General features: G+C 46.3%; 22 protein-coding genes. 5 read left to right on the top strand and 17 right to left on the bottom strand.

Translation table 11 applies throughout. The annotated features are described in order from the left end of the window. Nucleotides 1–7: 7 nt before the first annotated feature. Nucleotides 8–1,078: a dipeptidase gene (locus OO016_RS01125; protein WP_266010183.1), complete on the top strand. Its 1,071-nt coding sequence runs from the start codon at nucleotides 8–10 to the stop codon at nucleotides 1,076–1,078. A gap of 55 nt (nucleotides 1,079–1,133) precedes the next feature. Here the strand turns inward: OO016_RS01125 and OO016_RS01130 are convergent, their stop codons facing one another. From OO016_RS01130 to OO016_RS01145, 4 genes are all read right to left on the bottom strand, one after another. Further along, the gene (locus OO016_RS01130; RefSeq protein WP_266010184.1) at nucleotides 1,134–1,910 is read right to left on the bottom strand and encodes a hypothetical protein; all 777 of its coding nucleotides are present in this window, start codon (nucleotides 1,908–1,910) and stop codon (nucleotides 1,134–1,136) included. 128 nt (nucleotides 1,911–2,038) lie between these two features. After that, the gene (locus OO016_RS01135; protein ID WP_266010185.1) at nucleotides 2,039–2,413 is read right to left on the bottom strand and encodes a HEPN domain-containing protein; all 375 of its coding nucleotides are present in this window, start codon (nucleotides 2,411–2,413) and stop codon (nucleotides 2,039–2,041) included. A gap of 45 nt (nucleotides 2,414–2,458) precedes the next feature. Next, on the bottom strand, nucleotides 2,459–5,992 hold the full coding sequence (gene nifJ, locus OO016_RS01140; protein ID WP_266010186.1) for a pyruvate:ferredoxin (flavodoxin) oxidoreductase: 3,534 nt from the start codon (nucleotides 5,990–5,992) through the stop codon (nucleotides 2,459–2,461). Between the two features lie 277 nt (nucleotides 5,993–6,269). Next, nucleotides 6,270–6,620 (bottom strand): 4Fe-4S dicluster domain-containing protein, encoded by a 351-nt coding sequence (locus OO016_RS01145; protein WP_266010187.1) that lies wholly within the window; start codon nucleotides 6,618–6,620, stop codon nucleotides 6,270–6,272. 161 nt (nucleotides 6,621–6,781) lie between these two features. On the opposite strand from OO016_RS01145, the gene OO016_RS01150 reads away from it, so the two are divergent. Both OO016_RS01150 and OO016_RS01155 read left to right on the top strand, forming a co-directional pair. Further along, the gene (locus tag OO016_RS01150) at nucleotides 6,782–8,638 is read left to right on the top strand and encodes a 2-oxoacid:acceptor oxidoreductase subunit alpha (protein ID WP_266010188.1); all 1,857 of its coding nucleotides are present in this window, start codon (nucleotides 6,782–6,784) and stop codon (nucleotides 8,636–8,638) included. A 2-nt stretch (nucleotides 8,639–8,640) separates the two neighbouring features. Then, the gene (locus tag OO016_RS01155) at nucleotides 8,641–9,651 is read left to right on the top strand and encodes a 2-oxoacid:ferredoxin oxidoreductase subunit beta (protein ID WP_266010189.1); all 1,011 of its coding nucleotides are present in this window, start codon (nucleotides 8,641–8,643) and stop codon (nucleotides 9,649–9,651) included. A 21-nt stretch (nucleotides 9,652–9,672) separates the two neighbouring features. Here the strand turns inward: OO016_RS01155 and OO016_RS01160 are convergent, their stop codons facing one another. From OO016_RS01160 to OO016_RS01190, 7 genes are read right to left on the bottom strand one after another with little or no spacing between them, the layout of a single operon-like run. Then, on the bottom strand, nucleotides 9,673–10,248 hold the full coding sequence (locus OO016_RS01160; protein ID WP_266010190.1) for an electron transport complex protein RnfA: 576 nt from the start codon (nucleotides 10,246–10,248) through the stop codon (nucleotides 9,673–9,675). Nucleotide 10,249: 1 nt separating this feature from the next. After that, nucleotides 10,250–10,855, bottom strand: a complete 606-nt coding sequence (locus tag OO016_RS01165; protein WP_266010191.1) for an RnfABCDGE type electron transport complex subunit E — start codon at nucleotides 10,853–10,855, stop codon at nucleotides 10,250–10,252. A 5-nt stretch (nucleotides 10,856–10,860) separates the two neighbouring features. Continuing rightward, a complete protein-coding gene (locus OO016_RS01170) occupies nucleotides 10,861–11,460 on the bottom strand; it encodes an RnfABCDGE type electron transport complex subunit G (protein ID WP_266010192.1) in 600 nt (199 codons plus the stop codon). After that, nucleotides 11,460–12,470: an RnfABCDGE type electron transport complex subunit D gene (locus OO016_RS01175; RefSeq protein WP_266010193.1), complete on the bottom strand. Its 1,011-nt coding sequence runs from the start codon at nucleotides 12,468–12,470 to the stop codon at nucleotides 11,460–11,462. Before OO016_RS01175 ends, OO016_RS01170 begins: the two co-directional genes overlap by 1 nt. A 1-nt stretch (nucleotide 12,471) precedes the next feature. Further along, on the bottom strand, nucleotides 12,472–13,800 hold the full coding sequence (gene rsxC, locus OO016_RS01180) for an electron transport complex subunit RsxC (RefSeq protein ID WP_266010194.1): 1,329 nt from the start codon (nucleotides 13,798–13,800) through the stop codon (nucleotides 12,472–12,474). Continuing rightward, the gene (locus tag OO016_RS01185; RefSeq protein ID WP_266010195.1) at nucleotides 13,793–14,686 is read right to left on the bottom strand and encodes a Fe-S cluster domain-containing protein; all 894 of its coding nucleotides are present in this window, start codon (nucleotides 14,684–14,686) and stop codon (nucleotides 13,793–13,795) included. Before OO016_RS01185 ends, rsxC begins: the two co-directional genes overlap by 8 nt. A gap of 3 nt (nucleotides 14,687–14,689) precedes the next feature. Then, nucleotides 14,690–15,118: a SoxR reducing system RseC family protein gene (locus OO016_RS01190; RefSeq protein WP_266010196.1), complete on the bottom strand. Its 429-nt coding sequence runs from the start codon at nucleotides 15,116–15,118 to the stop codon at nucleotides 14,690–14,692. A 311-nt stretch (nucleotides 15,119–15,429) separates the two neighbouring features. Here OO016_RS01190 and OO016_RS01195 point away from each other — a divergent pair, with 311 nt between their 5' ends. Further along, nucleotides 15,430–16,077 carry a hypothetical protein gene (locus tag OO016_RS01195; RefSeq protein WP_266010197.1) on the top strand — a complete coding sequence of 216 codons (648 nt, stop codon included), beginning with the start codon at nucleotides 15,430–15,432 and terminating at the stop codon, nucleotides 16,075–16,077. A gap of 3 nt (nucleotides 16,078–16,080) precedes the next feature. On the opposite strand, the gene OO016_RS01200 is transcribed toward OO016_RS01195, so the two are convergent. Then, complete coding sequence (locus OO016_RS01200; RefSeq protein ID WP_266010198.1) at nucleotides 16,081–18,255, bottom strand: acylase; 2,175 nt, start codon at nucleotides 18,253–18,255, stop codon at nucleotides 16,081–16,083. Nucleotides 18,256–18,405: 150 nt separating this feature from the next. On the opposite strand from OO016_RS01200, the gene OO016_RS01205 reads away from it, so the two are divergent. Further along, a complete protein-coding gene (locus OO016_RS01205; RefSeq protein ID WP_266010199.1) occupies nucleotides 18,406–20,142 on the top strand; it encodes an ABC transporter ATP-binding protein in 1,737 nt (578 codons plus the stop codon). 2 nt (nucleotides 20,143–20,144) lie between these two features. Here the strand turns inward: OO016_RS01205 and OO016_RS01210 are convergent, their stop codons facing one another. From OO016_RS01210 to trmB, 5 genes are all read right to left on the bottom strand, one after another. Beyond that, entirely contained in the window at nucleotides 20,145–20,387 is a 243-nt protein-coding gene (locus tag OO016_RS01210) for a NifU family protein (RefSeq protein ID WP_266010200.1), read from the bottom strand. A gap of 2 nt (nucleotides 20,388–20,389) precedes the next feature. Continuing rightward, nucleotides 20,390–21,535 carry an Mrp/NBP35 family ATP-binding protein gene (locus OO016_RS01215; RefSeq protein ID WP_266010201.1) on the bottom strand — a complete coding sequence of 382 codons (1,146 nt, stop codon included), beginning with the start codon at nucleotides 21,533–21,535 and terminating at the stop codon, nucleotides 20,390–20,392. A 119-nt stretch (nucleotides 21,536–21,654) separates the two neighbouring features. After that, complete coding sequence (locus OO016_RS01220; RefSeq protein WP_266010202.1) at nucleotides 21,655–21,987, bottom strand: MGMT family protein; 333 nt, start codon at nucleotides 21,985–21,987, stop codon at nucleotides 21,655–21,657. Beyond that, complete coding sequence (locus OO016_RS01225; protein ID WP_266010203.1) at nucleotides 21,988–22,617, bottom strand: LysE family transporter; 630 nt, start codon at nucleotides 22,615–22,617, stop codon at nucleotides 21,988–21,990. It lies immediately after the preceding gene. 3 nt (nucleotides 22,618–22,620) lie between these two features. Beyond that, entirely contained in the window at nucleotides 22,621–23,292 is a 672-nt protein-coding gene (gene trmB / locus OO016_RS01230) for a tRNA (guanosine(46)-N7)-methyltransferase TrmB (RefSeq protein ID WP_266010204.1), read from the bottom strand. Nucleotides 23,293–23,363: the final 71 nt, after the last annotated feature.

A 23,363-nucleotide genomic window follows, 5' to 3' on the forward strand; every position in this document is an offset into this window, starting at 1 on the left:
AGCAACTGTGTTTGTATTCGATGCACATCTTGACCTGGCGATGAATGCCATGGAATGGAACCGGGACCTGAGGCTGCCTGTAAGGGCTATCAGAGAACGGGAAGCTCATCTCAAGGACAAACCGGACCGGGGAAAAAACACCGTTTCCTTCCCTGCCATGAGGGCAGGTAATATTGGGCTGTGCATGGCTACGCAGATTGCCCGCTATGTTAAGGAAAATAACCCCCTTCCGGGATGGCATTCCCCTGAACAGGCCTGGGCACAGACCCAGGGTCAGTTATCCTGGTACCGGGCTATGGAATCAGCGGGAGAGCTGGTACAGATCAGATCCCTGGACCAGCTGGAAAAGCATCTGGAACTTTGGTCAGTTCCGCCTGGAGACAAAAGACCTATCGGGTATATACTTACCCTGGAAGGGGCAGATTCTATCGTTAACCTGGATTATTTACAGCAGGCTCACCAGCAAGGGCTAAGGGCTATTGGCCCGGCACATTACGGCCCGGGGACTTATGCTCAGGGGACGAACGCCAGTGGCGGGATCGGTGAAAAAGGGAAGGCCTTGTTAAGGGAAATGGAAAACCTCAATATAATCCTTGATGTTACCCACCTTTGCGACCAAAGCTTCTGGGAGGCACTGGATCACTTTAATGGCCCTGTTTGGGCAAGTCATAACAACTGCCGTTCCCTGGTACCTCACAACAGGCAATTCTCCGACGATCAGATCAGGGCATTGATCGAAAGGGAGGCTGTAATTGGCATTGCCCTGGATACATGGATGCTTGTACCGGGATGGGAAAAAGGGATATCTCTACCAAAGGAGATGGGTGCAAACCTTAATTCGGCCGTGGAGCATATGGACCATATCTGCCAGCTGGCAGGCAATGCTATGCATGTGGGTATAGGAACGGACCTTGACGGAGGCTTTGGCAAAGAACAAAGTCCGGCAGACCTCGATACTATTGCCGATTTGCAGAAGTTTATTCCACTGCTCAATCAACGGGGATATTCTGAAACAGAAATAGAAAATTTTATGCACGGTAATTTCCTGAGGTTTCTCAGAAAAGCCTGGCAAAAATAAATCCTCCCTGTTGAGGAAGGATTTACCGAATAAATAATTAACTAATTAAATAAAACTAACGCACTTTCTTTACCAGGGTTCCGAAAACTGTTGATTTAATATCCCTTATTTCGGCTATTTTATCACCCGCTTCCTGTTGTTCAGGGGTCCATTCTATATTGGGTGAAGCATTGAAATACTGATCCCAATCCTTGAACATATCCACTGTAATATGGGATGCATAGGCTTCAGTAGTATAACCCATCATATTTCTGAGCAATCCCCAGCTTGCCATAGCACCAGCTTTTATACGCCGCTCGTGAATCCCTCTGAATACTGTAGCTTCCATCTCCTCATAGGTGCCAGCTTCTCCAGTTTTGGCCTTCATAAAGTTAATCTGTGCAAGGGTCCCAAGCGGCATCTCAAAATCATCCCCTGCTCCGGCAATTTGTTGTAGATACACTATTACCGCAAGATCCCTGCTTTTCACAGTTTGATCCATTTGTTTGTCTATTTCAAATTGTGACATTTTCGGATAGGCGCCTTCCATTGTCTTATCAAAGTCTGTTCCCCCTCCCATCATTTTTACAGGGTCACTGTACAAGGTAACGGTCATATACTGATGTCCCTGATTTGTACCGGAAGGAGAGAGTGCCCAGAGGTCCCAGCCAATAATATCTCCATCTTTTACCCTTTGCTCATGGATTTTTTCCCAGAAGGATTCTGTTTCCCAGTAATCAGCCCCCATTCCTTCCTCAACCTTCATAAATTCGAAAGTGAGGTACAGGGGTTCCTGCGAATAGGCGCCCAAACTGAACAGGGCGGCCATGAAAATAAGAAGTAGTTTTTTCATCTTGATTAGGTTTTAAGGGTTGTAGACCTAAAAAAGATGATCTGTGGCAATATTCAAAACCAGGCAGGACGAAGCTATGGATTTGATGTCCGAATCCCCATATTTAATTATCAACCAGAATCCGAGACCTACCGGATAATGCGTTCCTCCCTGAAGAAACTATCGAGACTGTCCGCGATATTAAAACACCGGCTCTGGCTTTCTGCTCCATTGCAGAAACGCGACTCTACATGTACATCACATTCCAAACCGGAAAGGTTTATTTTATCGAAATGTGGGTTAATGCTCCTGCACTTTTCGTAAAGCCGATCTAAACTCTCCCCTTCCACGGGGCTGACACTATTTGCCATGAGATATCCCTTCAGGTAATTCAATATAGCCTCCTGTGAATTTTTACAAACTACCGGAGCTACAACGTCTTCCTCGGGACGGCATAATTCATCATTAGCCTCTCTTAGTTTTTCAATGGCCTTGTCAAAAAGTGCAGTCGCATTAGTTTCCATACCACGTATTAACTTTTGTTTCTGTATTTACTATAAACCCACCTCTTACATACTGCGGAAGAGTTCCAGTCTTTCCCACTTGGTATCTACTTCTTCCTGGGCTTGTTTCAGGAGCTTCTCACCGAGTTCCGCATTCTCCTTAACCACTCTGGTAAATCGGGTTTCATTGTACATGAAATCCTCAAGAGGTCTTGTTGGAGGTTTGGAATCCAGCCTGAATTTCTTCCCTTTGGGTTTGGAAGGATCAAAGCGGAATAATGGCCAGTAACCGGTTTCTACCGCTTTCTCCTGATGGAGTGCTCCTTCTTCCAATCCGTATCCGTGTTCACCACAATGTGAGTATGCCACGATCAGTGATGGTCCCGGGTAGGCTGCTGCTTCTTCAATAGCCTGAAGGGTTTGCCGGTCTTTGGCTCCCATGGCAACCTGGGCCACGTAGACATTCTCATAAGATACGGCCTGCAGTGCCAGGCTCTTTTTGCCTGTCTTCTTACCAGAGACAGAGAATTTGGCACTTGCGCCCAAAGGAGTAGCCTTAGATGTCTGTCCGCCTGTATTGGAATACACCTCGGTATCCAGCACCATTATATTGATATCTTCACCGGAAGCCAACACGTGGTCTACACCTCCATATCCAATATCGTAGGCCCATCCGTCACCTCCGAGTATCCATACGGCTTTCTTCCTTAGGTATTCACTGAGCTGACTGAGCTTGACTGCTTTCTTATTATCCGGGAGCGTATTGAGTATTTGAGTGACTTTTTCAATATCGTCCAGTTTCTGTTTGCGTTCCAGTTCGTTGGACTCCGGATTATTGATAATGGCATTGACCAGTTCTTCACCGATCTCGGCTTCGAGTTCCTTCAACAACCCAACGGCGATCTCCTGTTTCTTGGTCAGCGCCAGTTTCATGCCAAATCCAAACTCCGCATTATCTTCAAACAATGAGTTTGCCCATGCCGGTCCGCGACCTTCTTTATTCTTCTTATAAGGAGTCGTTGGCAGGTTACCACCGTAGATTGACGAACATCCAGTGGCATTCGCAATCATGATTGAATCCCCGTACAACTGTGTAAGCATTTTGATATAAGGGGTTTCCCCGCAACCGGAACAGGCTCCTGAAAATTCAAACAGGGGTTCCAGGAACTGAGATCCTTTCACGTTGGTAATCTGCAATGCAGTACGGTCGTAATCCGGTAAATCAACAAAGTAATCCCAGTTGGTATTCTCGGCCTTTTCAACATCCAGTTTACGACGCATGTTAATGGCCTTGAAGTCTTCTATTTCCTTGCTTTCAGCAGGACATACCGCTACACACAGATCACAACCGGTACAATCTTCCGGAGATACCTGAAGTATGTAGGATTCCGTTTCTTTGGAGAATGGGCGCCCTTTTGCCGGCGCGGTCTTCATAGAAGCCGGAGCATTATCCAGTTCCATATTGGAAACCACCTTGGCCCGTATGGCCGCATGCGGACAAATAGCCACACATTTATTACACTGGGTGCAGAGTTGTTCATCGTCCCAGACAGGAATAAAATCAGCTATTCCACGCTTCTCATATTGGGTGGTTCCCGTTGGGAAAGTACCATCAACAGGGAAGGCTGAAACAGGCAATTCATCTCCTCTGCCTGCCAGGATTTTACCTAAAACCTCACGAACAAACGGATCGGGATCACCGCTCATAATGGGTTTAAGTGACCTGTCGTTAGTTGTCTCTTTGGGGTATTCCACCTTTTGGAGGTATTCCAGGGATTTGTCTACCGCATTAAAGTTCATTTCAACCACATCTTCGCCCTTATGCGAATACGTTTTCACGATGGCGTTCTTGATGCGTTCAATAGCTTCTTCCTTGGGCAGTATTCCAGAAATTGCAAAGAAGCAGGTTTGCAGAACGGTATTGGTCCTTTTACCCAACTGTGCTTCGTGGGCCACTTTTGTAGCGTCAACAACATAGAATTCCAGTTCATTCTGGATAATTTCTTCCTGCATGATTCTTGGCAGCTGATTCCAGATCTCTTCTGCAGAGTATGGGGCATTCAACAAGAAAGTACCGCCTTTTTTGACGTGCTTCAGCACATCGTATTTCTCAATAAAATTGAACTGATGGCAGGCCACGAAGTCTGCTGTGTTGATCAGATAGGAGGAATAGATAGGGTCTGGTCCAAACCGCAGGTGCGAAACAGTCTGTGCACCTGCCTTTTTGGAATCGTACACAAAATATCCCTGAACAAAATTGTCTGTAGTTTCTCCAATGATCTTGATGGAGTTTTTATTGGCCCCCACAGTACCATCGGAACCCAGGCCATAGAACATACAGTTAAAGGTAGATTTTTTGGTCTCAAATACCGGGTTATAATCCAGGCTCATATGACTTACATCATCCTGAATACCTATGGTAAAGTGATTTTTGGGCTTTTCTTTGAGCAACTCGTCGTAAATGGCTTTCACCATGGCCGGGTTGAATTCTTTGGAAGACAATCCATACCGACCGCCAACGATTACCGGAGTTTCCCTTTCGTGTTCGGCAAAAGCAGTAACTACATCGAGGTATAGGGGTTCACCGGTACTGCCAGGTTCCTTAGTACGGTCCAGCACTGCTATCTTACTTACCGTTTTGGGCAAGCTGTCTATGAAGTGTTTTACTGAGAAGGGACGATACAACCTTACAAAAACGGCACCAACTTTTTCACCATTGGCAACCATTGTATCTACAGTCTCCTTGACGGCGCCTTCACCAGAACCCATAATCACAACAACTCGTTCTGCTTCAGGATGACCTACATAATAAAATAAGGTATAGCGCCTTCCGGTATGCTGATAGAATTCGTCCATTACTTCCTGAACAATTCCCGGAACTTTATCATAAAAAGGATTGGCAGCTTCCCTTGCCTGGAAGAATACATCGGGATTCTGAGAAGTACCGCGAACTACAGGATGGTCTGGATCCAGGCTGCGTTTTTTATGAGCCATTATAGCTTCTTCGGGCATCATGGCTTTAATAACCTCATCCGGTATAGCATTGATTTTGGAAATCTCATGCGAAGTCCGGAAACCATCGAATATATTAAGGAAAGGTACCCTGGACTTCAGCGAAGCCACCTGAGCGATCAAAGCGAAATCCATGGATTCCTGTACGGAACCTCCGAACAACATGGAAAAACCTGTCTGGCGGGTAGCCATAACATCAGAGTGATCCCCAAAAATGGAAAGCGCATGGGTAGCTACTGTCCTGGCTGCAACATGGATTACAGAAGGAAGCAATTCCCCGGCTATCTTGAACATATTGGGTATCATCAACAGCAAACCCTGCGAGGCTGTAAAGGTTGTGGTGAGGGCCCCTGCCTGCAGGGATCCGTGAACTGCACCTGAGGCGCCGCCTTCACTCTGCATTTCCACAATCCTTGGAACATTGCCCCATATATTGGTCATACCCCGGGCACTGAAAACATCAACATGCTCCCCCATAGGAGATGCAGGGGTAATGGGATATATGGCACAAACCTCATTAGTCTTGTGAGCTATTCGGGCCACTGCTTCATTAGCATCGCAAATTAGTTTCGGATTCTCGCTTTTCATGATATACTTTTTATGTTGTTCGGTACATTAATTCTTCTTGTTTTCTTAATTCGATATCCAATTGGAAGGCATAATTCTCCACAGAATCAAATCGCTATAAAAGTATGGTCATTGCCGCGCGCAGACTATGATAAATGTCAGGTATGGAAAGGGGGTTAGCCCATAAACAATCACCCCTTTGCAACATTGTACAAAGGGGTGACCCACTGGTGTTCCCCGTTGGGGAACTTCCAGTAATTATGGAAGTATAAGTTCTTAAACTATGTGCCGGATTGCACTATTCCCCGTGCATCCAGACTTTCTTAGCCAGGAGTTGTTCCTCAGTCTCAACGTGATCCTCATCGGGAACACAGCAATCAACCGGACAAACGGCAGCACATTGAGGTTCATCGTGGAAGCCTTTGCACTCGGTACATTTATCGGGAACTATAAAATAAAACTCCTCAGATATCGGTTCGTTTTCGGCGTCTGCATCCACCTCTTCCCCATAAGGCGTGGTGGTCATTCCGCTGAGCTCTGTTTCATCTGAATAAGACCATTCCTGATCGGGCTCATAAATGGCATTATTTGGGCATTCGGAAACACAGGCATCGCAATTAATACATTCGTCGGTGATGATAATAGCCATAACTTCAGTTTTAAAAATACTACCGCTAAAATACTGTGACCTTTCCTAGCCATTAATGATATATGTCATATTTTCACTATGAAAGAAGGGGTAATTTTCAGACCTTTGAAAGAACTTACTTTTAAGCGTAATCCTTACGCTAATCTGATAAATAAATATCCATGACAACGGTAAAAACAAAACAATCGGAACAAGCTCTTGAGGCTGTTGTTGTTCGTTTTGCCGGAGATTCAGGAGATGGTATGCAATTAACCGGCACCCAGTTCTCAGATACTTCGGCAATGTTTGGAAATGATGTAGCTACCTTCCCTAATTACCCTGCTGAAATCCGTGCCCCTCAGGGGAGTTTATACGGAGTTTCAGGATTCCAGGTACATATTGGAAGTGTTGAGATAAGTACACCGGGGGACAATGTGGATCTTCTGGTAGCCATGAACCCGGCGGGTCTTAAAACCAACCTGCATGCGGTGAAGGCTGGCCACGGGATTATTGTAGACACAGATGCATTTACCCATAAAAATCTGGAGAAAGCACAGTATAGCTCAAACCCTCTTGAAGACGGAAGCCTAGATGGATATCAGGTTATTGAAGTCAGCATGACCTCATTGACCAAGGAGGCCCTGAAAGATGTGGAGGGCCTGGATAATAAAAGCATTACCCGAAGCAAAAATATGTTTGCCCTGGGTATGGTCTACTGGATGTACCATAGGTCACGGGAGCATACCATAGATTTTTTCAAAAAGAAATTTAAGGGGAAACCAGCCCTGATCGAAGCAAATACCAAGGTGCTCAATGCCGGTTTTTACTTCGCCGAAACCCTGGAACTGATCCCTAATTCCTACACCGTGGCCCCGGCAAAAATGCCTTCGGGGAAATACAGGATAATCATGGGGAATACAGCTACTGCATGGGGTTTCCTGGCAGCGGCAGAAAAGTCCGGGCTGGAATTGTTCCTGGGATCCTACCCTATAACTCCGGCTTCAGATATCCTTCATGAGCTTGCCAAGCACAAGCATTTTGGGGTAAAATCACTTCAGGCCGAAGACGAAATTGCGGGAATAGGCTCGGCTATTGGCGCCTCCTTTGCAGGAGATCTGGCCATCACCACCACATCAGGCCCCGGGTTGGCTCTGAAAAGTGAAGCGCTGGGCCTGGCCATGATGCTGGAACTGCCCCTCGTGGTTGTCGACGTGCAACGGGGAGGGCCCTCTACCGGTTTACCCACCAAGACAGAACAATCAGACCTGCTACAGGCCATGTACGGACGAAATGGAGAGAGCCCGGTAATTGTTATCGCCGCAAGTACTCCTGCAAATTGCTTCAATTTTGCCTATGAGGCCTGCAAGCTTACCCTGGAGCATATGACCCCGGTTATTTTGCTTACTGATGGTTATATCGCCAATGGTTCTGCTCCGTGGAAGATCAAAAGTGTATCCGAAATGCCGGATATCAAACATCGTATCATAAGGGAAGCAAAGAATACCTGGCATCCCTACGAACGGGATAAGGATACCCTTGCCCGGGATTGGGCTGTTCCTGGAACTGCAGGACTTGAGCATAGGGTTGGAGGCCTCGAAAAAGACAAACTCAGCGGACAGGTTTCCTATGTTCCGGAAAACCATGAACATATGACTCAGGTGCGTGCGGAAAAGATCAAAAAAGTTCAGAACTACATTCCGGATCTGGAAGTGAAATTCGCCGAGGAAGGCGAGTTACTGGTCGTAGGCTGGGGTGGCACCTATGGAACACTTTATGCGGCAGTAAAGGAATTGGCCTCAAGTGGGGTTTCCGGGGTTGGCCTGGCCCATTTCAATTACATCAACCCACTTCCGAAGAATACGGAAGAGGTATTAAGGCGATTTAAAAAGATAGTTGTCTGCGAACTGAATAACGGACAATTCGTTTCGATACTCAGAATGAATTTCAACGGTATTTCCTTTGAACAGTTTAATAAGGTTCAGGGGCTGCCCTTTGGAAATGCAGAATTAATTAAACGATTTAAAGAACTCCTGGGATAATTATGGAAACAGCAGAAAAACAATATACGTTTAAGGACTTTGCCAGCGACCAGGAGGTGCGTTGGTGTCCGGGATGTGATGATTACGTGATCTTAAGGGCCATGCAAAAGGCATTGCCTGAACTGGGCGTAAGAAAGGAAGATGTAGTATTTATATCCGGAATTGGGTGTTCTTCCCGCTTTCCGTATTACATGGACACCTATGGCATGCACAGTATCCACGGAAGGGCTCCCGCGATCGCTTCTGGGGTAAAACTGGCGAATCCGGATCTCAGTGTCTGGGTTATCACCGGAGACGGGGATGCCATGGCAATTGGTGGGAACCATTTTATCCACCTGCTGAGGCGTAATCTGGACATCAACATTGTCCTTTTTAACAATGAGATCTATGGCCTCACCAAAGGACAATTTTCCCCTACATCTACTGTGGGCCAGCGAACCAAATCATCCCCTTATGGAAATATCCAGCCCCCTTTCCTGCCCGGAGAATTAGCTATTGGGGCTCAGGCCCGGTTCTTTGCCCGTGTAGGAGGTAATACCCCTAAGGAAATGACCGAGGTGTTTGTAGAAGCTGCTAAATTCAAGGGTACTTCCCTTGTTGAAGTCCTTCAGAATTGCCCGATCTTCAATAATGGTGCTTTTGCCAAGTATACCGATAAGGCGGTTCGAGCTGACAAACAATTGTTTGTGGAGCATGGAAAGCCTATGATCTTTGGAAAAGAAAGGAATAAGGGCTTAGTGCTTAACGGGCTCAAACTGGAAGTGGTAACCATAGGAGAGAATGGTATTACGGAGGAAGACCTGCTGGTTCACGATGCCCAGATGCAGGATCCCACACTGCATCAAATGCTGGTACGCAGTGAGTATCCCCTGGTAACGGGAATTATACGGGGCTTTCCCGATATTACTTTTGAAGAAAGAGCAGCCGATAAAACGGAAAAAGTGAAGAGAGACTCTAATTTCCATAAAACGGATGATCTCTTCTTTTCAGGAGAGACCTACGAGGTAGATTAGCCTGGGACGGCGTACCAAAGATTAAACAAGGCCCGCAAATCCTAAAAAGGCCAGGGATAATAGCCCGGCTACGAGTAAATTAATCGGCACGCCTTTCATTCCCTCGGGCAGATCTGCCAGTTCCAGGAACTCGCGTATACTTGCGAAGACAATCAGTGCCAGGGCAAATCCTACCGAACTGGAGAAAGCGAAGAATACGGCCTTAAGCAAGCTTCCATTCTCCATACCCAGGGCCAGGATAGCCACACCCAGGACTGCACAGTTAGTGGTGATCAAAGGTAAAAAGACCCCAAGTGCCTGGTATAAAGGCGGGCTTACTTTCTTGAGAATAATCTCTACCATTTGCACCAGGGCAGCAATAACCAGAATAAAGGTTATGGTCCTCAAATAATCCAGGCCCATGGGGACCAGGATATATTGATGCAATAAATAAGTAACCGTAGTGGCGATGGTCATTACAAAAAGTACTGCCCCTGACATCCCTGCCGAGGTTGATATTTTGTTGGAAACCCCCAGGAATGGGCATATCCCCAGAAACTGTGACAATACGATGTTATTGACGAAAACGGCACCTACAAATATTACCCAATATTCCATACTACAAGACTTTATGAGTTAACCTGTTGAACGCAATGGCCAGATAGGCAAGCGCCACAAAAGCCCCCGGGGGTAATATAAAAAGGATCAGGGTATTGGCATCTTCGGATACAAACCTGAACTCAAAGATGCTGCCGCTACCAAGAATCTCCCGGGTTGCCCCCAAAGCAGTAAGTGCGATAACAAATCCAATTCCCATACCGAGGGCATCAACCACTGAAGCCATCAGGTTATTTTTAGAGGCAAAGGCTTCTGCCCTGCCCAGTATAAGGCAGTTAACCACTATAAGTGGAATAAAAATCCCCAGTTGTTCATATAAAAATGGAATATAGGCCTCCAGTACCATTTCCACAATGGTGACAAAGGAAGCAATGATCACGATAAAAGCAGGAATCCGTACTTTATTCGGAATCTGGGATTTGATGATGGAAACTACAATATTAGACATAAGCAAAACAAACAGGGTTGCCAGGCCCATACCAAGGCCATTAAAGGCTGAGGAGGTTACCCCAAGGGTGGGACACATCCCAAGAAGCATCACAAAGACCGGGTTTTCTTTGATGATGCCCTTCAGGAAATTTTGTTTGAGTTCTCCAGAGTTACCCATATCCTTTACTTATCCGATTTTAAATTCCTTTCCCTAAACGCCAAATACGCATCGTAGGCCTGCTGTGTGGCCTCAGAAAAAGCTCTTGTGCTAATAGTGGCTCCGGCAAGGGCATCCACTTCACCTCCGTCTTTCCTTACCTTAAGGTCAAAATCTGCCGGATGCTTTCCCCGGAACTGCCGCAAGAACTTTTCACCCTTCATTTTGGTACCCAACCCAGGGGTTTCCTTTTGTTCGAGCACGGCAATATTTATAATATTCCCGTCGGGTTCAAAGCCCACCATGAGTTTTACCAGTCCGCTGTATCCCCTTTCGGATACGCCGGTAACTGCAGCCCCCACAAAGACGCCGTCTTTAGCCGCCGGATAGATCTCCACGCTATCTTTTACATCCGCCATTTTCATCAAATGCCCTTCGCTGATAGGATTATTATTGAACTGGGGAAGGACCACATTAAGAGCCCTCATTTTTTTGGCGAGCCGCGCTTTTGCCTTGGGCTCCAGTGTGATATCATTAACATATCCCAGGGAAAGGCCTGCGGCCAGGGTGATTAAAAAAAGTACAATCACCATATTGATAAGCGTTGATTCTTTCTTTTTCACCATCAAATTATTTTAGCTTTGATTTTAGACCCGAACCTCCTGGGCTTGAAATAGCTGTTGATCAGTGGCACAAAAGCATTCATTATCAGTATGGCGAATGAAATACCTTCCGGGTAGGCACCCCATAATCGGATAACCACAGTAATCACCCCGATCCCGATCGCAAAAACAACCATGCCTTTCTTGGTGACCGGACTGGTTACCAGATCGGTTGCCATGAAGAATGCACCTAATATAGCCCCTCCGGAAAGCACATGGATAAGCGGACTGGCATATTGTTCAGGGTCTATCAACCAGAAAATGCCGGTCATAATTGCAATAGTTACCAGAACTGTAACAGGGATATGCCAGGAAATCACCTTTCGAACGATAAGAAAAACCCCTCCAACGAGCAGGGCAAGGGCCGACATTTCTCCTATGGAACCGGCTGTTATGCCATAGAACATATCCATGGCAGAGGGAAGTTGTGCACTGATTTCCGACATAGTCTGCCCAAATTGCACACCTTCTTTAATAAGTCCCAGGGTAGTGGCACCGGTTACGGCATCCACCAGGGTAGTGTTATTCTCAACAGCCGTTGGCCACAGCGTCATTTCCACAGGGAAAGATACCAGCAGGAACACCCTGCCCACCAAAGCCGGGTTGAATATGTTATACCCAAGACCCCCAAAGGACAACTTAGCCACACCTATAGCCACCAGGCTACCAATAACGATCATCCATATCGGAATCCCTGCGGGCAGGTTAAACGCCAGCAGGATTCCCGTGATCAGGGCAGAACCATCCCCAATGGTAACACTGCTTTTTAAAATATAACGCTGAATGAGGTATTCGAAAAGAATACAGGAAACAACTGCTGCAGCAGTGGCAATAAAGGCATTAATTCCAAACACATAAAGCGAAACCAGAAATACGGGAATCAGTGCAATGACAACATCGTACATGAGCTTTTCGGAGGTCCGCTCTGAATGAACGTGGGGAGATGCTGAAACAATGAAGGGTTGTCCGCTCATATTAGGCCGATTTCGTTTCCAGTTGTTTTACAATAGATTTACCGAATCGAATATAGTCGAGAAGCGGACGATGCGACGGGCACACATAGCTGCAGGAACCACATTCTATACAGGTGAGAATATCTTCCTGTGATGCTTTTTCATACATGCCCTTTTCTGAAAGGTTCATCAACAAGTGGGGCTCCAGTCCCATAGGGCAGACATCCACACATTCCCCGCAGCGGATGCAATTCTTGGGAGCGCCCCTGCTTGCCTCATCCTCTGAAATAACAAGAATACCAGAGGTGCCTTTTGTAACCGGAACATCCATATTTTTGAGGGCCATACCCATCATGGGACCTCCGCTCACAATTTTGCGTGTATTTTCCGGTACGCCACCGACGGCATCTATCAGATCACTGATAGGTGTTCCTATTTTTACCCAGAAGTTTGAGGGTTGATCCAGTTTTTTCCCGGTTACGGTCACTACACGTTCCAGCAAGGGACGGTTATGCTGAACCGCCTGATAGATGGCATAAACAGTACCTACATTATGCACTACAACACCCACATCGAGGGGCAGTCCATTTTTGGGCACTTCCCTTTTTAACAGGGCCCGGACCAATTGCTTTTCTCCCCCCTGAGGATATTTCACCTTCAATGCCGCGATCTGTATCCCGGATTCATTGGTGGTTAACTTTTTAAAAAGGTCTATCGCATCCCTTTTATTGTTTTCAATTCCAATTATCGCCCTGTCTACATGCAGTGCGTGCATCAGTATTCGGATGCCAACCAGGATTTCTTCAGAATGCTCCAGCATAAGCCTGTGATCTGCAGTAAGGTAAGGCTCACACTCCACGCCATTAATGATCAGGCAGTCTAGTTTTTTTCCCTCTTTGATCTGAAGCTTCACATGCGATGGAAACGTAGCTCCCCCCAGTCCAACAATACCGTAATCCGATATACGCTGTAAAATTTCTTCAGGTTCCAGTTCTATTTCCTTCCTGAGCGGATATTCTATTTCCTCCAGGTTGGATTCATTCTTGGCATCTGTCCTGATAACAATACACTGCTTCTTATAACCACGGGTATCTACTATCTTGTCCAGTTTAGTTACCGTGCCGGCCACAGGCGCGTGAATATTGGAAGAAACGAAGCCTCCGGATTTTGCAATAACCTGACCAATCTCTACCTTGTCTTTCCTGTCCACAATTATTTCTGCCGGGATCCCGATATGCTGGGAAATGGGGACATAGACTACTTTAGGCAAAGGGAGCCTTTTAATAGGTTTCGAAGAAGTCAACTTATTTTCTGGAGGATGAATTCCCCCTTTTGGAAATGTCCTAAGCATCTTTTTGCACCTTTACCGATTCAACTTTAGCTGCAACCTCAGGTTCTGCCTTTTTCACTTTCCTGGGTGGAAAGTTGGTTTCAATTATCGAATTAGTCGGGCATACGGGAACACATTTCCTGCACAGGGTGCAGTAAGCGGGATCGATGTATGCCAGGTTGTTTTCTACCACTATGGCATCTTTGGGACAGGCATCTACACATTTAGAGCAGCCAATACAGGCTACAGAACAGGCCTTTCTGGCGATACCGCCTTTCTCCTCGTTCAGGCACCCCACATATATCTTCAGATCCCTTTTCTTTTTCGGGCGCATTTCAATAATATTCCGTGGGCAGGCATCCACACACATTCCGCAGGAGGTACATTTATCTGTGATCACCACAGGGAGTCCCGTGGCTTCATCCATGTACATGGCATCAAAAGAGCAGGCCGCCACACAATCCCCGTCGCCCAGACAACCATACTGACAATCCGTTTCGCCGCTGTATATCAAAGCAGAAATTGCACAGGATTTTGGGCCCTGGTATTCTGTGGTTTTGGGCCGGACCTCACAACTTCCCTGGCAACGTACCACGGCTACGGTGGGATCTTTCTCCGCCACTTCCTTACCCAGGGTTTCGGAAACCAGCTTCATAACTTCATTTCCCCCAACCGGACAGAAAAGATCTGATATATCTTCGGTGTTTACGAGTTTTTCTGCAAATGCTTTACAGCCCGGAGAACCACAGCCTGCGCAGTTGGCTGCGGGAAGAAGATCCTCCACTTCAGCAATCAAAGGATTTTCGTAGACATAGAATTTTTTGGATACCACGAAGAGTACCAGGGCTGCCACTGTTCCCAGCAAGGCCAACAAAATTGCACTATGTAATATGGAATCTGTCATCATATATCAAATACTCAGCACCGAAATCCTGAATTTCTTTTTGAAGTAATCTTTAAATGCATATACGGTTCCGTAATATGGGATAAGGATCAGGAGCGACAATAAACCTGCCATCCATTCCGGAAGGAATAAGGAAGAAGTTACCAGAGTTGCCAGCACAAGAAGGAAAGGGAAGATATAGGCCCAGTAGACCGCTTTTTGCCCTAAATCCTTTTTCAGGATTACTTCCACAGGCTGGTTGAGCTTAAAGGAGCCTTCCGGATTGTTAATTTCAACAGTTTTGTTTACCGTATCCGTTACACCACAGGCACCTCTTGCATTACAGGACTCGCAATGGACATTCTTGTCCAGCGAAACAATAATAGAGCTTCCTTTCATTTCAGAAACCACACCTGTGTGAACAAATGCCTCTGTTTCTTCTGCCTTTATACCCATGGCTCTTGAATTTAATCCTTTCAATTTTAGTGAATACCAATAATTCACGAGGTAAAACTAACATATCCGTTTTAGCCATTTCATGATAAATGTCAGCGTTCTGATTTGTACATCTGCAGGGTATTTTGGCTGGAAATAGCTTCCTGAAGCCAATATTTAAAGCATTTTGTGATGTCCATTTGTAAAGATTACCGCTGTTTAGCCCCAATTAGCGGATTATGAAGTGTTTAAAACCGGGCATTGATCGAATTTAACAGCATTTTTTAACCCTGTGGCAAGGTATTTGCTAATTTTATGGAAAAATAAAAGCTATGAAATCGGCTTTTCTCCTCATTTCAGCATTGATCTTTACCTGCACAGGCTGGGGGCAAACGGATATACCCAAAAGGCAGCCTCTGAAAATTTCTGCTGAGAAAAAGCTAGAGGTAAAAAGTATCCCCAATAAAGGCACGGCTCTGAATATGCCTTCTATCCTCGACAAAAACCCTGATGCCAAATTCAAAGATCCTCTTAAGGAACGCAACGTAAAAATGCTCCCGGAAAAGCAATTGAAACAGGCAGGTTTTGATATGAAAATCGATCCCAAAGTGGGCGAAGGAGAACGCAATAGTTCAGGCAAATTCTTTGGTGATATGTACCTTGGAGATGTAAAGACCAGTTCAAAATTTATTGGAGTGGTTTGCAGGGATCACGAATTTGTGGACGGGGATCGGGTAAAGGTCTATGTCAATGATATTGTTGTTGAACCCAACATCCTGCTTACCGGCAATTTTAAGGGTGTCAATATTGATCTGGACAAGGGTTTTAATCGCCTGGATTTTGAGGCCCTTAACCAGGGAACCAGCGGGCCTAATACGGCCCAGGTAGATGTGTTCGACGAAAATGGAAAGCTGCTTTATTCCAACAAATGGCTGTTATCTACAGGTTCCAAGGCTTCCCTTATCGTAGTGCAGGAATAATCCTTATCGCTCCCCGGGTTTATAGGTTTCCCTGGCCCGTTTCAGCACATCCTCCTTGTAATACGCAGCATCTTTGAACTCCATGTCTGCATACCGCTGTGCCTGGTCATTGAAGTGCGGAGATGCAGGATCACCACTCTGACCCCCTGCCAGGATGGTTTTTGCCTTTACTTTTTCACCAAACTCAACTACCGCTACAAAGCTATTCCCACGGGTTCCATAAATCTTTCTGGTATTATTGGTATAACGCGCGCCATAGGCCGCAAGTGCTCCCCATCGGCCAGAGGCAAATCCAATAGGGATGCTGGGTTTGTTGTCATTGAAGGGTTGGCGAAGGTCCCCGTTAAGTCTCTGGTAGCGGTGGACCTCGCCCCAGGGCATATTCCAGGTCCCGAAATCTTCAGTCAATTGATCCAGTACCCCTTTGAAAATAGCAAGGCGTTCTTCCTCCGGAGAATCCTTGCCAAAATAGGTCATGAGTTCCATATCACTCATCTGAAACGGCCGATCACCTTTGCGCCCGTAATGAGTACCATAGTAGTGCGCCAGGGTCATGGCTACAGAAGATTTTGAAGTGCGGTAATCCCAATTCCGGAGCACCTCTATTGCTTCCTTCATACTCTGATTGGCTTGAGGAAGAGCATCATAAGCGGCTACCAGACCTGGTATCAGTGCGGCAAAAGCCGGGAGGTAAGGATCATGGGCAAGGGCAATAAGGCTGTCGATCGTATATCCTTCCCGGTCCTTTAAAAGGTCTATAGCGTGAATACCACGGAAATTTTCGCGATCACGGGACATGTATTTTGGGTAATCCTCCCGCTTTGGACTGTATTCCAGAGCAGCCGTAAAAGGAGTAGAATTACAGTTCTGAATCCACCCGTTGGCAGGATTCAGTATAAGAATGTTTTCATCTACGGTGTGAAGCCCCTTCCAGTCTGTTGCTGGATTGGTTCCGTCAACAGGTTTCGTATAGTCAAAGAGGGTATCCCTTCTGGGAATGAAATTCCCGTGAAAATAGGCTATGTTCCCATCGGCATCGGCATAAACCGTATTGTTTGATGAATTGGTCCGGATATCCATCATTTTGCGAAAACCCTGATAATTATCCTGCTTGGTGCGAACATACGATTGCTCAAGGGCCTTAACCGGATCCCACATCATGGCAGTTGCAACAGGCCTTTCCCCCTCCTTATGGGTCAGGGGCCCGTGATGGGTCCGGTATGCCGGAAAGGTCCTCGACTTCATCCCATCTTCCGTTTTAAACTTAAGGGTCACCTCCGAGGTTTCCACCGGCCTTAACTCCTCCCCATAAACATAAAAAGGCTCTCCTTGCACCTCTACTATTTCTTCAACAAACTCGTCAATCACATCAGTATATGTTGATGTATGGATCCATCCCGTTTTTTCGTTAAATCCCTGATAGACGAAAAACTGTCCCCAGGTTACCGCTCCATAGGCATTCAAACCCTCCTCGCTAACCGCGTGTACCTCTCCCCTGAAATAAAAAGAAGTGTGAGGGTTAATCAGCAGCATGGCATTTCCCGACTGGGTGAGATTGCCCGAGATGGCTATTCCATTTGAACCCTGAGGTTCTATTTCGGCCTTTTTGCGTTCTTCCAATTCGCTATGGGCCTCTGGAAAAGTGATTCCTCCTTCATAAAAACTGCGTAATTTGCTTACGGACACCCGTTCAATGTCCCCCCCTATGGACCCCTCACTGAAATACATTGGCATCCAGGGTTCAAAGTGTGTAAGCAATTTTGGCTGCACTTCGGGATGGGTGTGCAGGTAATAATTAATGCCATCCGCAAATGCCCTGCAGAGCTCTTTTAGCCATTCCGGGCTTGATTCATAGGCCTCTATAGCCTCTTCCTTAGTCATGAACAAACGGGCCCTCAGGTCACTGTAAAGGGCGCTCTCCCCTTCCACTTCTGCCAGTCGCCCAATAGCCCAGATGTAGTTTCTTTCCACCCTGGGGAAGTCGTCTTCACACTGGGTGTAAAGCAGCCCAAACACGGCATCAGCATCGGTCTTGCCATATATGTGGGGTACCCCAAAGTCATCCCGGATAATGGTAGTATTGGAGGCATGAGATTCCCAACGATTCCTTTCTGGCATTTCCTGATTGCCTGCACAAGACAGGAATAACAGTGTTAAGAGTATTCCCAGATATTTCATAAGTCTAGTAAATTTTGGTGTTGAAAATACTTCACACAGGGCGTATTTGCTAATTTTAGACTTTAATTCTGGTACGTTCTCATCCATGGCAACTGACCTATTTAGCCTATCTTGCAACGTCCAATTTATGGAGCCATCCAAAAATAAACTATGTCCGAAAAACGGGTAAGCATTTTAAAAGCCTTCCAAACCATAATCTGGCCTCGTCGCAATCTGGTTTTTATTGGTTTACTGCTGATCGTCATTAGCAAGGCGGCAAGTTTTGTTGCCCCTATGTCCCTGAAATATCTGATGGACGACATAATTCCCAACAAGGATGTCTCCATGTTGAAAATCCTGGTGGGCATTGTCATTGCTGCTATCCTCATTCAAGCTGTAACCTCATTCCTGTTGACCAGAATTCTCAGTGTGCAGGCCCAGTTTATGATATCCGAATTGCGGGCACAAGTACAAAAGAAGGTGCTCTCATTACCTATTCGCTTTTTTGACAATACCAAGTCCGGCGAGCTGGTTTCCCGCATCATGTCTGATGTGGAAGGAGTGCGCAATCTTATTGGTACGGGGCTTGTTCAGTTGGTAGGAGGCACCGTAACGGCCGTGGTTTCCCTCATTCTGCTCTTGAGGATTAGTCCCAGCATGACATTGTTTGCCCTGATCCCCCTGTGCATCTTTGCAGTTATTGCCCTGAAAGCCTTTAAAATAATCCGGCCAATATTCAGAAACCGGGGCAAGATCAATGCCGAGGTAACCGGGCGCCTTACGGAAACCCTCGGGGGAATCCGGGTAATCAAAGGCTTCAATGCTGAAGTACAGGAGCACGGTGTATTTGAGGAAGGTGTCCACAGGTTATACCAGAACATCAAAAAAAGCCTTACCGCTACAGCTGTCATGACCAGTTCATCCACTTTTCTGCTGGGAGTAGCAACAACTGGTATCATGGGACTTGGTGGGTACAAAATCATGATGGATACCCTGACGGTGGGGGAATTCCTCACCTTCACCTTCCTTTTGGGTCTGATGGTGGCACCAATCGTACAAATGAGCAATATCGGGAGCCAGCTAACAGAAGCCCTTGCCGGGCTGGATCGTACGGAAGAGCTGATGAATATGGAACCGGAAGCCCTGGAAGAAGAAAGATCAGAGCGTATTCCGGAAGTATTGGGGCATGTTGTTTTTGAGGCGGTATCTTTTGCTTATGAGGAGGACAAACTGGTACTGGAAGACATCAATTTTGAGGTTACACCGGGTTCAGTTGTTGCCCTTGTTGGAAGTTCAGGTTCCGGAAAAAGCACGATTGCCGGCCTGGCAGCCAGTTTCCTTACGCCCGGGAAAGGAAAAATCACGGTTGATGGATACGACCTTTCAAAGGTCAATCTGGAAAGTTATCGCAAACACCTGGGTGTTGTACTGCAGGACGATTTCCTTTTTGAAGGAACCATACGCGAAAACATATTGTTTCCCCGTCCCCAGGCTTCAGACGCTGACCTCACGAATGCTGTTCGTTCCGCCTATGTTGATGAGTTTACAGATCGGTTCGATGATGGCCTTGATACCCTGATCGGCGAGCGGGGTATAAAACTGTCCGGCGGACAAAGACAACGTATTGCTATTGCCCGTGCCATCCTGGCCAACCCCAGGATACTCATTCTGGATGAAGCAACATCCAATTTAGACACTGAAAGCGAGGCACTGATCCAAAAGAGCCTTGCATCCTTAACAGCTGGAAGGACAACCTTTGTCATTGCTCACCGCCTTAGTACAATCCGAAAGGCAGATCAAATTTTGGTAATAGAAGACGGGCGTATTGCAGAACGCGGCACCCATGACGAATTGATATCAAAAGAAGGGAGGTACTATCATCTCTTTACCTACCAGGCAAGGATTTAATACTAGGCGTCGATATTGGTAACTTTTTCGATCTGAGGAGCGTGCTTCTTGATGGTCATTTCTACCCCGCTTTTCAGGGTCATCTGGTTAACGCTGCAACCAACACAATTACCCTCAAGCCGTACCACAACTTCCTTGTCGTTTTCAATACCTATCAGGGATATATTACCCCCATCGCTTTGCAGAAACGGACGTATCTCATCCAGAGCGTTCTCAACTTTTATTTTTAATTCCTCTGAAGTCATATCTATTTTTTCTTCACAGCGGAGCAGCCCGCCATGGTAGTTATTTTTATTGCCTCTGTTGGGGGCAGGTCTTTGTTCCTTGCAACCAATTCACTAACCACATTTCTGGTCAGGGATTCAAAAGCAATTTCAACGGGTGTAGCCGTTTGCATAGCTGCGGGTCTTCCCACGTCGCCAGCTTCCCGAATACTCTGAACCAGGGGTATCTCTCCAAGGAAGGGAACCTTCAGGTCTTCAGCCAGATTTTTGGCACCTTCTTTCCCAAAGATGTAATATTTATTATCAGGGAGTTCCTGCGGGGTAAAGTAAGCCATGTTTTCCACTATTCCCAGTACAGGAACATTTATCGCTTCCTGCTGGAACATAGCTACGCCTTTACGCGCATCGGCCAGTGCAACTTCCTGGGGTGTACTCACCACAACTGCACCGGTAATTGGCAGGGATTGCATAATACTCAGGTGGATATCGCCAGTTCCGGGAGGCAGATCGATCAGCAAGAAATCCAGTTCCTCCCAATGGGCATCAAAAATCATCTGGTTCAGGGCTTTGGCTGCCATGGGACCTCTCCAGATTACCGCCTGGTTTGGCTGTGTGAAAAACCCAATGGAAAGCATCTTTACCCCGTAGTTTTCAACCGGGACCATTCTGGACTTACCACCAACATCTGCTGCCAGGGGTTTGGCCTGGGCCACATCGAACATTATGGGCATGGAAGGGCCATAGATATCGGCGTCCAGCAGGCCTACCCTAAATCCCATTTTAGCCAGGGAAACGGCAAGATTAGCTGTTACCGTAGATTTTCCAACCCCTCCTTTACCGGATGCAACCGCAATGATATTGCTAATTCCAGGTATGGGCTTACCCTTAATCTCATTTGCCTTTTGCTGTGCAGGGGCATCTACCTTGACATTAACAGTAATTTTGGCCTTCTGGTAAACCTTGTCATGGATAGTCTTCAGGATCTCAACCTCAGTTTTTTTCCTCGCCTGCAGACTGGGGTTTTGGATTGTGATATCCACCACTACCTCATCTCCAAAAACCTGTACGTTCTTAACAGCTCCACTTTCAACCATATTCTGTCCCTCCCCGGGAACACTTATGGATTCTAAAGCCTGTAAAACCTGATTTTTAGTGAATAATGCTGCCATTTGCTGATGTTCTGTAGTTTAAGCTCAATAGGCTGCAAAGATAAGGTTTGACCGGGAAATTAGGAAGAGGAACTCCTGAAAAGGAGGTGATTAGGGAATTCTTCATACTTATCCCTGATTTACAATTCCCTGGCCGGATCCCAGAAATGGCTATCAAAATCCACAACCTGATCATCCTTAATCCTTACCCCTTCGTTTTCAAGGAGTTGCTGCATCAGTTTGCTGCCGCCAAAATGGTTTTTCCCCGTAAGTAATCCCTTGCGGTTCACCACTCTGTGTGCAGGAACATCTTCCCGGGCTACAGCACCGTTCATGGCATAGCCTACCATACGTGCGCTACGTGCTGAACCGAGGTAGCGGGCTATAGCGCCATAGGAGGTTACCATGCCGTAGGGTATCTGACTGGCTACCTGGTATACCGATTCAAAAAAATTTTGCTTGTCTGTTTTCATCTACCTGTAGAAGATTCGGATAATGGTGATCATAAGCAGCACTAGCATCAGCAAACTCAGGACATAATTTGAATTGCGAGAAAAGGCGCTCGTTTTTTTCTCCAGTTTATTAAAGTAAACGGTATACAAGTAAAGTACGGTAAAAGTGCCGGAGCCCGCTGCCAGTATAAATGTAAGCACGTCCCATAGCTCGAATTTTATCCAGCCAGAGGCATTCCACATGGCATTTATTCCGGCATAATAGGGTATTGTAAGAAGATTCAGGGCAGCGAGCAGCAGCCCTTTCAGAAAGCTGTTCTTTCTGCTAACCTTGGTAAGTCTCAGTTTTTTCTTCTTGTGATTCTTGGCAGATATAAAGAAATAAACCGCAAAGAATGCAAATATTGCAATCGCCAGTTTCAACAGAAAATCGATCACCTCCGGATTTCGATAAAGGAACTTGGAAATGAGCACTGCTACATAGGCCTGCAGCATAATCATTGTTGAAACGCCAAGGCTAAAAATAATGCCATTGGCCTTGCCCTTCTCCACACTGGTTTTGGCGGCATTCATATTCAGGAGGCCAGGAGGAACGGTAGCCATAAAAGCGGCGGAGAATGTGGCAAAAAACAGAATGAGCAAATGAGACATGGGTCAGCTTAGCCTGAACTTGATGTATGTGATTGGTTTTCCTTCCTCAAGATACTGATTTTCGTAAAATGTCTGTATTTCGAGTACTTCAGGCGGACTCCCTTCATTAACGTACACATTGTGGTTGGCATACAGTACCTCCTGCCGTAAACCGTGCAGCAATCCAAGGGCATAACCGTGCATGAATTCACTATCGGTTTTCAGATGCACAACGCCATCATCCTTGAGTATGGATCGGTATTTATCCAGGAATCGCTCATTGATCAGGCGATGCTTGGTCCGTTTGTACTTAATCTGGGGGTCCGGAAAGGTTATCCATATCTCGGAAACTTCATTTTCGGCAAAAAGAAGGTCAATCAATTCAATCTGGGACCTCAAGAAAGCAACCTGCTTTAAGCCTTCTTCCACGGCAGTTTTTGCACCCCTCCAGAACCGGGCACCCTTAATATCGACCCCGATATAGTTGCGATCCGGAAATTTCCTGGCCAGCCCTACGGTATACTCGCCCTTCCCGCAACCCAGTTCCAGAACAATAGGCAGATCGTTACCAAAATATTCAGACCAGCGCCCGCGATATGAAAAATCTCCGTCTACTACCTCCTGCCTGGTTGGTTGAATTACATTGCCGAAGGTTTTATTTTCCCGAAAACGCTTTAGCTTGTTTTTACTCCCCACAGAATAAGATTTTATTTAGCAAAGCTAAGGAAACATCTATTGTCAAAAAGAGGAAGATATGCTATGCCTGT

This window comes from Lentiprolixibacter aurantiacus, from assembly GCF_026241225.1.
Lineage (GTDB): Bacteria > Bacteroidota > Bacteroidia > Flavobacteriales > Flavobacteriaceae > Lentiprolixibacter > Lentiprolixibacter aurantiacus.